The following is a 12,581-nucleotide window of genomic DNA, read 5'->3' as shown; positions in this document are numbered from 1 at the left end:
CCCGGCGTCACCTACTCGCCGGCCGCCTCGGCGGCGAGACGGGCGATGGCCGACCAGTCGAGGTGCTCGTCGCCGCGCGCGAGCAGCTCGAGGAGGCGGTCGCGCAGGAGGCTCGCGAGCGGCAGGGGCACGCGCAGCGCATCGCCGGCGGCCAGCGCCAGGCGTACGTCCTTCAGGCCGAGCGGCGCGGCGAAGCCCGCCGGCTCCCAACGCTGCTCGGCGATGATGGCGCCGTAGGTGCGATAGACCGGCGCCGCGAACAGCGTCGAGGTGAGGATGTCGACGTACTGCTGCCGGTCGACGCCGGCCTTCGCGACGAGCGCGACGGCCTCGCCCAGGGCCTCGATGGCTGCCGCGATGAGGAAGTTGCCGCTCACCTTGATCAAGCTCGCGGCCGGCGGCGCGTCGCCGACGCGGAACGTCCGCTGCCCGACGGCGTCGAAGAGCGGTGTGCAGGCGTCGAGCGCGTCGGCGGGACCGGCGGCGACGACGACGAGCTTGCGTGCCGCGGCGGCGTCGGGCCGTCCGAAGACCGGTGCGGCGACGAAGCGCTGCCCCGCGGCGGCATGCGCGGCGGCGAGCCGCTCGCACGTGGCGACGCCGATCGTGCTGGCCGAGACGTGGACCGCGCCGGCGGGCAGGTGCGCGACGATGCCCGCGTCGCCGAACGCGACCTCCGCGACCGCCGCGTCGTCCGCGAGCATGGTGACGACCGCCTCGCCGCGGCAGGCGTCGGCCACCGTGGGAGCGACGCGGGCGCCCTGCGCGGCCAGCGGCGCGGCCTTCGCGGGCGAGCGGTTGTAGACGGTGAGGTCGTGGCCGGCGGCGAGCAGGCTCGCGGCCATGCCGCGTCCCATCTGCCCGAGCCCGACGAAGCCGATGTGCATGTCGCTTCCTACCTACGCGTGCAGCGCCACCGCCAGGGCACGGACGACGGCGATCAGGCTGACCCGCTCGGCCTCTCCGAGCTGGCCGTACATACGGGCGAGGTCGGCGAGGCCGTCGTCGAGCGCCGGCAGGGTGACGTCGACCGCCGCCTCCGGCAGGCCGCGGGCGATCATCGGCACGCCGCGGATGCGAGCCTGGTCGCCGAGGGTCCGAAAGGCGCCGGCGAGCGCACCGTGGACGCGCAGCACGGTGACGTAGGGCATCCGGGAGCAGGTGCCCCGCTCGAGCCGGCTGATCGTCGCCTGGCCGACCCGGGCGGCCCGGGCGAGGTCGCCCTGCGACCAGCCCAGGAGCTCTCGGGCGCGCCGCACGTCGCGCGCAAGAGTGCGGAGGTGGCGGGAGGCATCGCCTCGCGTCCCCATCGTGAACGTCTCCTCGTCGGTCGCGCCTGCGCGGCGCGCCGATTTCAAAGACCGCCCCCGGTCTCACCTCCAGCTACCGCGGTGACGATAGAGGTACAAGACTTTGAGGATATCCAAATCGTACTCGCCGCCGCGCGCCCCGATCGGGGAAGGGAGCGCGCCCGACCCGGGCGCGCGGCGGCCGGACGACCGGGGTCTGCGTCGAGGTCACCGCCCGCGCGGGGGCGTGACCGGGACAGTGCCATGGCAGCGTGCAACGGGCTCGCCCCGCTGCGGGGCCGTACGTGGCGAGGCGATCGTCGTGTGCACGCGGCGCCCGTCCTCCGAGCGGTGCCCGCGCCCGCCGGGCGGGTCAGGTCAGGTAGTCCGCGAAGCCGCGGCGGAGCGCGGCGGCGGCGTCGTGCTCGACGACGTCGCCGTGCGAGACGACGATGCGCCGCACGTCGAGCGCCAGCAGCCGCTCGACGAAGGGGCGCACGCGCGCGCGGTCGCGCAGCAGGGTCATGCGGGCGGTGCGGCTCGGCGCGAGGTGCGGCGGCACGCCCATGACGACCCGCCAGCCGAAGCGGTCGAAGAGCGAATCGACCCGGACGACGTTGAACGCGAGGTCGGTGAGCACGAGCGTCCCGGTGGGGCGGTGGAAGACGACGACCTCGCCGAGGTTGCCGACCGGGCCGTAGACGAGGATGTCGACGTCCGGCCACGGCGACGGGTCGCCGTCGCGCAGCGGGGCGGCGCCGGCGAGCGCCGGGACGCGGGCGGGGAGGCCGGGCGCGGCGAAGAGGCGCGCCTGCGGGTACGCCGCATGCCACGCCGGCGCGAAGAGGTGATGGAAGCCGTTCGGCGCCAGGACGTCGGTGATCGGGCCGAGCGAGCGCACCGCCTCGGCCGTCGCCGCGTCGAGCCGGACGGGCGAGTGCACGAGAAGGCCCCCGCCCGGGAGCCGGATCAGCGTGCCGGTGAGCGGCAGCAGCGGGCCGCCCGGCATGGCGAGGCGGCGATCGAACACCCAGAGCCCGTCCGCCAGCGCGCGCGGCGGCGGCGCGAAGCCGTCGACCGGCGTCGGCTGCACGAGCTGCAGGACGCGGTCGAGGAGGCTCGTCATGCGTAGCCGGGCGGCGGCTGCGCGCCCCCCAGCACGTCCTGCGCGAGCCGTGCGAAGGCGAGCGTGGTGCGGTCCTCGAGGTACGGGCCGACGATCTGCACGCCGACCGGGAGCCCGTCGGGCGTCGCGCCGATCGGGATCACCGTCGCGGGCAGCCAGCACATGGTCACCGGACCGACCCAGGCGATGAGGTCGAGATACGAGCGCTCGACGCCGTCGACGCCGAGCGTGCGGGCGGGGAAGGGCTCGGTGTGGTCGTGCGCGATGGGCGGGACGAAGTTCACCGGCGTCACGAGGACGTCGAAGCGGCGGAAGAGGTCGGCATACGCCGCCCGGAATCCCTCGCGACGCTCGTTGGCGGCGAGCCACTCGCGATGGCGGGCCGTGCCGAAGCGTGCCGTGCGCGCGAGCGCCGACTCGTCGTCGCGCGCGAGCGCGTCGGCCATCTGCGCGAACGCCTCGAACTGCTCCGGTGGATAGCCGGCCATGATGAGGGGGTAGAGCAGCTCGAGATACGTGCGGACGGCGTCGCTGAAGTCGAGCCGCGGGCGCGCTCGCGCGTCGACCATGACGCCGGCGGTACGGAGCGCCTCCATCGCGCGCTCGAGGAGGGTCCGCACGCGCGAGTCGACGGGGTAGGCCGGGTCGTCGAGCCAGGCGGCGACGCGGAAGTCGGCGAGCCGCTCGTGGCGCGCCGGCGGCGGTCGCAACGTCCAGGCGATCGCGCGGTCGTCGGTGGGGCCGGCGAGCAGGTCGAGCATCGCCTCGCAGTCCTCGACGGTCCGCGCGAGCGGGCCGACGACGTTGAGGTCGGGCTCGGCGAGCGTGCCCGGCGGTCCCGGGATGTGCCCGCGCTGGGGAACGAGGCCGAAGGTGGGCTTGTGCCCGACGATGCCGCTCCAGTGCGCCGGCACGCGGATCGAGCCGCCGATGTCGCTGCCGAGCTCCAGCGGCGAGAGGCCGGCGGCCACCGCCGCGGCGGCGCCGCCCGACGAGCCGCCGGGCGAGCGCGCCGTGTCCCACGGGTTGCTCGTCGCGCCGAAGATCGGGTTGTAGGTCTGCCAGTCCCCCGCCAGCACCGGCACGTTGGTCTTGCCGAACGGGATCACGCCGCCCCGGCGCAGCCGCAGCACCGCCTCCGCGTCGCGCTCGGGCACGTGCTCGGCGAGCGGCGGGAAGCCGGCGGTCGTGCGGACGCCGGCCACCTCGAAGGTGTCCTTGATCGTCATCGGCACGCCGTGGAACGGGCCCGTGACCTCGCCGCGGGCGAGCGCCACGTCGGCCCGATCCGCCGCCTTGCGGGCGCGGTCGAGGTCGAGCGTGACGACGGCGTTGAGCGCGGGGTTGAAGCGCTCGACGCGGGCGATGAAGTGCTCGAGCAGCTCGCGGCTCGAGAGCGTCCTCGCGCGCAGCGCGCGGGCGAGGGTGAGCGCCGACTGGAAGGTGGGGTTCATCGCGCGGCTCGTGCGACGAGGGCGCTGGCGGTGCCGACCACGGTGACGGTGCCGTCGGCCTTCGCGCTCCAGACGTCGAGGTGCACGCGGTCGGCGTCGCCCTCGCGCACGCGCTCGCGAACCAGGCCGCTGGACGTGATCGCGTCGCCGGGCCACACGACGTTGACCAGGCGGACGTCGAGCGTCCCGCCGCGGTGGAAGCCGTCGCCGAAGCGGCGCGCGACCGTGTCGGCGACGAAGCAGACCGACATCATCCCCTGCACCACGATGTCGGGGAAGCCGAGCGCCCGCGCCATCTCGACGTCGGTGTGATAGTTCTTCGTCGGCCCGGAGAACGCCTCGCACATCGCGTGCGTGATGGTGCGGGTGCGCGGCGTCAGGCGCTCGCCGTCGCCGCCGGGCAGCACGAAACGACGGTCGCCGCGCTTCTCGCGGCCCTTGTCGACGACCATCGCGTCGCCGGGGTCGTCGGCGAGGAAGCTCTGGTGGGTGCGGCTGCGCTGGAGCCAGCGACCCTCGGCGTCGGTCCAGACGACCTCGTTCACGACGAGCTCGCGGTTGCGCCTGCGGTAGCGCTCGACGACGACCGCATGCGACGCCACCGCGTCGCCGAGGCGCCAGGGGCGGAACAGCTGCCACTCCTGGCGCGCGTGCAGGTTGCCGATCAGATTCGGCAGGTACCAGGAGAGGTCGCGGTAGACCTCGGAGTGGTGGAGCAGGGCGGGCGCGGGGTCGTCGGGCAGATCGTCGGCGCCGGTGCCGGCGCGATAGCGTGCGACGTCGTCCTGCGACACGACGATGCGGCGGCCGCCGAGATCGCGTCCGACGTGCACGGACGACCCGGCGAAGAGAGTGGCCTCCGGGCTCACGCGCGCCGGGCTATAGCACGTTTGCGCGGGAACGCACCCCTCCCGCATACTTCGCGTCCGATGTCCCACGACCGCTCGTTGCGGATGCTGCTGGGCCTCGTCGTGGGGACGTCGCTCGGCATCCTCGCGCACGCGACGTCGGCCGGCGCGCCGTGGCTCGAGGCCGTCGTCGTCTACGGTACCGAGCCGCTCGGACAGATCTTCCTGCGGCTGCTCTTCATGCTCGTGCTGCCGCTCGTCGTCTCGGCGCTCGCGCTCGGCGTCGCCGGAATCGGCGACGTCGGCCAGCTCGGCCGCATCGGCCTCAAGACCCTCGCCTACACCGTGCTGGTCTCGAGCGTCGCGGTGCTCCTCGGCGTCGGGCTCGTCGACCTGTTCGAGCCCGGGCGCGGCCTGCCCGAGACGCTGCGCGCGCAGGTCCTGGCGCAGCGCGCCGCGGTGCCCGCGCCGGCGCCGGGCTCCGAGGTCGGCGGCGTCGGGTTCTTCGTGCAGCTGGTGCCGCGCAACGTGGTCGAAGCCATGGCCAACGGCGACATGCTGCCGGTGATGGTCTTCGCACTCTTCCTCGGCGTGGGCCTGCTGACGACGCGCACCGACGCGGCCCGCCGCTTCGAGGAGGCGCTCCAGGGGCTCTACGAGGTCGTGATGCGGCTCCTCGACGTCGTCATCGGCGCCGCGCCTCTCGGCATCGCCTGTCTCCTCTTCACGCTCACGGCACGGCTCGGCGTCGACGTGCTCTGGCAGCTCGCGTCCTACGTCGGCGTGGTGCTGCTGGCGCTGGCGATCCACCAGTTCGTCGTCTACTCGCTCTCGGTCTCGCTCCTCGGCGGCATGTCGCCGGTGCGCTTCTTCCGCGGCATCCGCGAGGCCATGCTGACGGCGTTCTCCACCGCGTCGAGCAACGCGACGCTGCCGACGGCGCTGCGCGTCGCGGAGGACGAGCTGCGGCTGCCGCCGCACGTGAGCCGCTTCGTGCTCACCATCGGCTCGACGGCCAATCAGAACGGGACCGCGCTCTTCGAGGGCGTCACGGTGCTTTTCCTTGCGCAGCTCTATGGCGTCGACCTGTCGTTCTCGCAGCAGCTGACGGTCGTCGTCATCTGCATCCTCGGCGGCATCGGCACCGCCGGCGTGCCGGCGGGCTCGATTCCCGTCGTGGCGATGATCCTCGGCATGGTCGGCGTGCCGGGGGAGGGCATCGGCCTCATCCTCGGCGTCGACCGCTTCCTCGACATGTGCCGGACCACGATCAACGTGACCGGCGATCTCGCCGCCGCCGTGGTGGTCTCACGAGGTGAGACCCGGGGCACGAGCGAGATTCCCCACCCGGACGTTCCATGACAGGAGTGGCGGCAGCGTCTCATGGGACGATTCGTACGACAGGAGCCGCCGCTCCTCTGGGCCGCGATCGTCCTCTCGATGGTGGTGGTGTTCGGCATCGAGCTGGCGACGCCGCTCGGGGTGGCCGAGTGGGTGTTCTACCTCGTACCGGTGGCGCTCGCGCTGTTCCTGTCACGCCCCTGGGTGCCGCTGGTCGTGGCCGGCGTGGCCACGACGCTCATGGTCGTCGGCGCGATCGTCACGGGCCACGTCGAGGGCTTTCCCGTCGCCATCGCGCGGCTCAACCGGACCTTCGGCATCGTCGCGCTGTGGGGCCTCGCGATCATCGCCATGCGCTTCGTGCGCAGCCGCCTCGAGCTGCGGGCGCGCGAATGGCTGCGCGAGACGCAGGCCCGCGTCGACGCGGCGCTGCGGGGCGAGCTCGGACTCGACGAGCTGGCGCAGGCCGTGGCGCAGGTTCTCTGCGCGTCCCTCGAGGCGCCGGTCGGGGCGCTCTACGCCGTCGACGGCGACGGGCGGTATCGTCGCGTCGGCGGGTACGCCCTCGGCGACGGCGTCGCGGGGCCGGACCGCGTCGACGTCGGCGAAGGGCTGGTCGGGCAGGCGGTTCGCGACCGCCGCGTGCTGCGCGTCGACGACGTGCCGCTCGGCCAGCTGGCGGTGGTCTCGGGGCTCGGCCCGGTCGCGCCGCGCCACCTCGTGATCGCGCCCCTCACCGCCGACCGCGACGTCACCGGCGTCGTCGAGCTCGGCTTCTTCCACGACGTCGAGCCGGGAGACCTGGAGCTCCTCGCCGCCGTCGCCGAGCCGATCGGCGTCGCCATCCGTTCGATCCACTACCGCCGCCGTCTCGAGGAGCTCCTCCAGGAGACGCAGCAGCAGGCCGAGCGGCTCCAGGTGCAGCAGGAGGAGCTGCGCGTCGTCAACGAGGAGCTGGAGGAGCAGGGGCGCGCGCTGCGCGATTCGCAGGCCCGACTCGAGGCGCAGCACGCCGAGCTGGAGCAGACGAACGTGCAGCTCGAGGAGCAGGCCCAGGCGATCGAGCGGCAGCGTGACGAGCTGGCGCGGGCACAGGGCCGCCTGCTCGAGAAGGCCGACGAGCTCGGCCGCGCCAGCCAGTACAAGTCCGAGTTCCTGGCCAACATGAGCCACGAGCTGCGGACGCCGCTCAACTCGGCGTTGATCCTCTCGAAGATGCTCGCCGACAACAAGGGCGGGAACCTCACCGCCGAGCAGGTCCAGTACGCCGAGGCCATCTACGCCGCCGGCAACGACCTGCTCATGCTGATCAACGACATCCTCGATCTCGCACGCATCGAGGCCGGGCGCATGGAGCTGGCACCCGAAACCCTCGAGCTCGCGACGCTGACCGAAATGCTGCGCCGGACCTTCACGCCGCTGGCGCGCGAGCGGCGGCTCGTGCTGGAGATCGGCGTCGCGCCCGAGACGCCGGCGACCATCGTCACCGATCCGCTGCGGCTCCAGCAGATCCTGCGCAACCTGCTGGCCAACGCCATCAAGTTCACCGAAGCCGGGACGGTGGCGCTGACGGTCGGGGCGCGGGCTGGCGGCCGCGTCGCCTTCGCGGTGCGCGACACCGGCGTCGGCATCGCGCCGGAGCTGCACGACGGCATCTTCGAGGCCTTCCGGCAGGTGCAGGGCAGCCATCGGCCGGCGGGCGGGACCGGGCTCGGGCTCACGATCTCGCGCGAGCTGGCGCGCCGTCTCGGCGGCGACATCGCTCTCGAGAGCGTCCCCGGCGCGGGCAGCACGTTCACCCTCGTCGTGCCCGAGCGGCTGACGACGCCCCCGCGCGGCCTGCGCCGTCGCCGCGCCGCGCGCGCCGGAGCCGGTCGCCGTCGCGCCGGCGCCGAGCCTCGCGGCCGCGGCCGGCGCACCGTCGGACCCTGCGGACGACGATCGCGACGCGGTTCAGCCGGGCGAGCGCACGCTCCTCGTCATCGAGGACGACCGCCGTTTCGCGCGCATCCTCTTCGACCTCGCCCACGAGCTCGGCTACCGCTGCCTGCTCGCGCCGACGGCGGCCGAGGGGCTCGCGCTCGCGCTGCGCCATCTGCCGAGCGCGATCCTGCTCGACATCCACCTGCCGGACCACTCGGGCCTCGCGGTGCTGGAAGAGGTGAAGCGCACGCCGTCGATCCGCCACATCCCCGTGCACGTGCTCTCGGTCGCCGACTATGCGCAGCAGGCGCTCGAGATGGGGGCCGTCGGCCATGCACGCAAGCCGCTCGCGCGGGCCGACCTCGAGGCCGCGGTGCGGGCGCTCGAGCGGCGGCTCGAGCACGGGCCGCGTCGGGTGCTCGTGGTCGAGGACGTGGCGAGCCAGCGCCGCCACATCGAGGCGCTGCTCGCGAGCGGCGACGTCGAGGTGGTGTCGGTCGGCAGCGGCCGCGAGGCACTGGCGGCGCTCGCCGCCGGCAGCTTCGACTGCGTCGTCCTCGATCTGAAGCTCCCCGACATGTCGGGCTTCGACCTGCTGGAGGCGATGGCGGCGGGCGGGCCCGCGGCGTTCCCGCCCATCATCGTCTACACCGGCCGCTCGCTCGGCCGCGACGAGGAGCAGCGCCTGCGCCGCTTCGCCAGCTCGATCGTCATCAAGGGCGCGCGCTCGCCGGAGCGCCTGCTCGACGAGGTGACGCTCTTCCTCCACCAGGTCGAGGCGCGCCTGCCCCCGGAGCAGCAGCGCATCCTGCGCGAGGTGCGCAGCCGCGAGGCGTTCCTCGAAGGCCGCCGCCTGCTCCTCGTCGAGGACGACGTGCGCAACGTGTTCGCGCTGACGAGCGTGCTGGAGCACAAGGGCGCGCAGCTCGAGATCGCCCGCAACGGCCGTGAGGCGCTCGCCGCGCTCGAGCGCGCCCAGGGCGACCCGGCCACGGCGATCGACCTCGTGCTGATGGACGTCATGATGCCCGAGATGGACGGCATCACCGCGACGCGCGAGATCCGCCGTCGTCCGGCGTGGCAGAAGCTGCCCGTCATCGCGCTCACCGCCAAGGCGATGGCCGACGACCGCGACCGGTGCCTCGAGGCGGGCGCGAACGACTACGTCACGAAGCCGCTCGACGTCGACAAGCTCCTCTCCCTCATCAAGGTGTGGCTTCCGAAGTAGGGCGGTGCGGGCGCCATGACGGACACGGTCGACATCGAGCTGGCGCTCCTCCTCGAAGGCCTCTACCGCCGCTACCACTACGATTTCCGCCGCTACGCCACGGCGTCGCTGAAGCGCCGGCTGGGCGAAGCGATGCGGCGCTTCGAATGCCGCAGCCTGTCCGGGCTCCAGGAGCGCGTGCTGCGCGACGCGGAGCTCTTCCGCACGCTGCTCTCGTACCTCACGGTGCAGGTGAGCGACATGTTCCGCGACCCGCCGTTCTGGGTCGCGCTGCGCCGGCTGGTCGTGCCGTATCTGCGCACCTATCCGTCGGTCCGCATCTGGGTGGCCGGGTGCAGCACGGGCGAGGAGGTCTACTCGCTCGCGATCCTGCTGCGGGAAGAGGGGCTCCTCGACCGCAGCCTCATCTACGCCACCGACATCAACCCCGACGCGCTCCGCGCCGCCGAGGCAGGCGTCTACGGGCTCGATCGCATGGCGCAGTTCAGCGAGGCGTATCTCGCCGCCGGCGGCACCGGCTCGCTGTCCGACTACTACACCGCCGGCTACGGCTCGGCGGTGCTCGACAAGACGCTCCGCGCGTCCGTGGTCTTCGCCGACCACAGCCTCACGACCGACGGCGTGTTCGCCGAGGTGCAGCTCGCCACCTGTCGCAACGTGCTCATCTACTTCGACCACGAGCTCCAGGAGCAGGCGGTGGGCCTCTTGCGCGACGCCTTGGGCCACAAGGGCTTTCTCGGCCTCGGCGCCAAGGAGACGCTGCGCTTCTCGCGGCACGGCGGAGCGTTCGACGAGGTGGCGCGCGTGGAGCGCGTCTACCAGAAGCGATGACGACGCTCACCGACATCGGCGGACCGGGCGGCATCGCCGCCGTCGTCGTCGGCGGCTCGGCCGGCGCGATCGATGCGCTGAGCGCGCTGCTCGCCGGCCTCCCGGTCGACTTCGCGCCGCCGATCGTCGTCGTGGTCCACCTGCCGCGGCAGCGGCCGAGCAGCCTCGCCGAGGCGCTCGCGTACCGCTGCGGGTGGCCCGTCGTCGAGGTCGAGGACAAGCAGCCGATCCGCCCGGGCACGGTGCACGTGGCGCCGCCGGACTACCACCTCCTCGTCGACGCCGGCCCCGCGCTGGCGCTCACCGTCGACGCGGCGGTGAACTTCTCGATCCCGTCGATCGACGTGCTCTTCGAGTCGGCGGTCGACGTCTACGGGGTGCGGGTGGCGGGCGTCGTGCTCTCGGGCGCGAACGACGACGGCGCCCGCGGCCTCGCCGCCATCGGCCGGGCCGGCGCGCCGACGTTCGTCCAGGCACCGGCCGAGGCGGGCGTCCCGACGATGCCCGAGGCCGCGATCGCCGCCTGTCCCGGGGCCCTGGTCGCGCCCGTGCGCGCCATCGCCAGTGCCCTCGCGGTGCTCGCGGCACCGCCGACGGAGACGCCGGCGTGAACGCCCCCGCGAAGATACTCCTGGTCGACGACCGGCCGGAGAACCTGACGGCCCTCGTCGCCGTCCTGCGCCAGGAGGATCGCGAGCTGCTACAGGCCACCTCCGGCCGCGCCGCGCTCGAGCTGCTGCTCACCGAGGACGTCGCGCTCGCGCTGATCGACATCGAGATGCCCGGCATGGACGGCGTCGAGCTCGCCGAGCTCATGCGCGGCACGGAGCGCACGCGGGCGATCCCGATCATCTTCGTCACCGCCGCGCTCCACGACCAGACGCGTCTCTTCAACGGCTACGAGGCCGGCGCGGTCGACTTCCTCTTCAAGCCGATCGACCCGCGCATGCTGCGCAGCAAGGTCGACGTCTTCCTCGAGCTGCACCGGCAGCGCCGGCAGCTCGTGCAGCGGATCACCGAGCTGGAGGCGGTGCTGGCCGCGGTTCCGGCGGCGGTGTTCATCGCGCGCGACGCCGAGGCCCGCCGGATCGAGACCAATCCGGCGGGTGCGGCGCTGCTGCGCCGGCGCACCGACGACACCGCGCCCATCGGCCCCGTGGGCGGCGGCTTCCGCGTGCTCCAGGAGGGGCGCGAGGTGCAGGACGACGAGCGGCCGCTGCGGATCGCCGCCAGTCGCGGCGAAGAGGTGCGCGGCTGGGAGTTCACGCTCGTCTTCGACGACGACACCCGCGTCCACATGTTCGGCAACGCCACGCCCCTGCGCACTCCCGACGGCCGCGTCACGGGGGCGGTCGGGGCCTTCGTCGACGTCACCGAGCGCAAACGCGCCGAGGAGCGCCTGCTCGAGGCGGATCGGCGCAAGGACGAATTCCTCGCGGTGCTGTCGCACGAGCTGCGCAACCCGCTGATGCCGATCCGCACGAGCCTCTACCTCCTCGACCGCCTGCCCGCCGACAGCCCGCAGGGCCGCCAGGCGCTCGCGGTGATCGACCGGCAGACGCATCACCTCGCGCGGCTGATCGACGACCTGCTCGACGTGCAGCGCATCACGAGCGGGAAGATGTCGCTGCGGCGCGAGCCGGTGGAGCTCGAGGTCGTGGTCGGGCGCGCGGCCCAGGACCATCGGGCGGCGTTCGACGCCGCGAACATCGCGCTCCGCATCGAGGTCGGGTCCGAGCCGCTGCCGGTCACCGGCGACGCCACCCGGCTGGCGCAGATCGTCGGCAACCTGCTCGGCAACGCGGCGAAGTTCACGCCCGCGGGCGGCACGGTGACGCTCGCGCTCGCCCGCGACCACGGGGGCGCCGTGCTGCACGTTCGCGACACCGGCGTCGGCATCGCGCGCGACGTGCTCTCCCGGCTCTTCGAGCCGTTCGCCCAGGCCGACCGTACGCTCGATCGCAGCCGCGGCGGCCTCGGGCTCGGTCTGGCGCTCGTGCGCTCGCTCACCGAGATGCACGGCGGCACCGTCGCCGCGTACAGCGCCGGGCCGGGCCACGGCGCCGAGTTCGTCGTGCGCCTGCCGCTGCGGCCGGACGACGCCCCGGCGGCGTCGCCGGCGCCTGCGCGCACCGTCCCGGCGGCGCGTCGGCGCGTGCTCGTCGTCGAGGACAACGCGGACGGCGCCGAAGCGCTGGGGGCCCTCGTCGGCCTCATGGGGCACGCGGTGGAGGTCGCACACGACGGCCTCGACGCCATCGCCCGCGCGCACACGTTCCGCCCGGACACCGTGCTGTGCGACATCGGCCTCCCCGGCATCGACGGCTACGAGGTCGCGCGCCGGCTGTCGTCGGATCCGGCCCTGCGGGGGGTGCAGCTGGTGGCGCTCACCGGCTACGCGCAGCCCGAGGACCGGGCGCGCACGCGCGCGGCGGGCTTCACCGCGCATCTCTCGAAGCCGCCCGATCTGGACGCGCTCGAGCGCCTGCTGGCGGCGCCGCGGGCGGCCGACGCGTGACCCGGGCCTGCGGGCAGGCTACG

The 12,581-nt window shown here is 73.7% G+C and carries 9 protein-coding genes and 1 pseudogene; 5 read left to right on the top strand and 5 right to left on the bottom strand.

Going from position 1 to position 12,581, the window contains the following annotated elements; all coding sequences use genetic code 11:
* Window positions 1-11 precede the first annotated feature (11 nt).
* From KIT14_21330 to KIT14_21310, 5 genes are all read right to left on the bottom strand, one after another.
* Window positions 12-887 carry an NAD(P)-dependent oxidoreductase gene (locus tag KIT14_21330; protein MCW5893066.1) on the bottom strand — a complete coding sequence of 292 codons (876 nt, stop codon included), beginning with the start codon at window positions 885-887 and terminating at the stop codon, window positions 12-14.
* A gap of 12 nt (window positions 888-899) precedes the next feature.
* Window positions 900-1,310: a helix-turn-helix domain-containing protein gene (locus tag KIT14_21325; GenBank protein ID MCW5893065.1), complete on the bottom strand. Its 411-nt coding sequence runs from the start codon at window positions 1,308-1,310 to the stop codon at window positions 900-902.
* A gap of 352 nt (window positions 1,311-1,662) precedes the next feature.
* Window positions 1,663-2,415, bottom strand: coding sequence for a DUF4336 domain-containing protein (locus KIT14_21320; GenBank protein MCW5893064.1), 753 nt, complete (start codon window positions 2,413-2,415; stop codon window positions 1,663-1,665).
* A complete protein-coding gene (locus KIT14_21315; GenBank protein MCW5893063.1) occupies window positions 2,412-3,869 on the bottom strand; it encodes an amidase in 1,458 nt (485 codons plus the stop codon). Before KIT14_21315 ends, KIT14_21320 begins: the two co-directional genes overlap by 4 nt.
* Window positions 3,866-4,702 (bottom strand): MaoC family dehydratase, encoded by an 837-nt coding sequence (locus tag KIT14_21310; protein ID MCW5893062.1) that lies wholly within the window; start codon window positions 4,700-4,702, stop codon window positions 3,866-3,868. Before KIT14_21310 ends, KIT14_21315 begins: the two co-directional genes overlap by 4 nt.
* A 96-nt stretch (window positions 4,703-4,798) precedes the next feature.
* Here KIT14_21310 and KIT14_21305 point away from each other — a divergent pair, with 96 nt between their 5' ends.
* The 5 genes and pseudogenes from KIT14_21305 (at window position 4,799) to KIT14_21285 (ending at window position 12,558) form a co-directional block, all read left to right on the top strand.
* The gene (locus KIT14_21305) at window positions 4,799-6,079 is read left to right on the top strand and encodes a dicarboxylate/amino acid:cation symporter (protein ID MCW5893061.1); all 1,281 of its coding nucleotides are present in this window, start codon (window positions 4,799-4,801) and stop codon (window positions 6,077-6,079) included.
* A gap of 78 nt (window positions 6,080-6,157) precedes the next feature.
* Window positions 6,158-9,209: pseudogene (locus KIT14_21300) on the top strand (response regulator).
* A gap of 15 nt (window positions 9,210-9,224) precedes the next feature.
* Entirely contained in the window at window positions 9,225-10,040 is an 816-nt protein-coding gene (locus KIT14_21295; GenBank protein ID MCW5893060.1) for a protein-glutamate O-methyltransferase CheR, read from the top strand.
* Entirely contained in the window at window positions 10,037-10,651 is a 615-nt protein-coding gene (locus KIT14_21290; protein MCW5893059.1) for a chemotaxis protein CheB, read from the top strand. The genes KIT14_21295 and KIT14_21290 overlap by 4 nt, the downstream gene beginning before the upstream one ends.
* A complete protein-coding gene (locus KIT14_21285) occupies window positions 10,648-12,558 on the top strand; it encodes a response regulator (GenBank protein MCW5893058.1) in 1,911 nt (636 codons plus the stop codon). Before KIT14_21290 ends, KIT14_21285 begins: the two co-directional genes overlap by 4 nt.
* Window positions 12,559-12,581 lie beyond the last annotated feature (23 nt).

Source organism: bacterium, from assembly GCA_026129405.1.
Lineage (GTDB): Bacteria > Desulfobacterota > Binatia > DP-6 > DP-6 > JAHCID01.
Note: the sequence above shows the minus strand (reverse complement) of the source record. Positions and strands in the feature narration are given on the sequence as shown.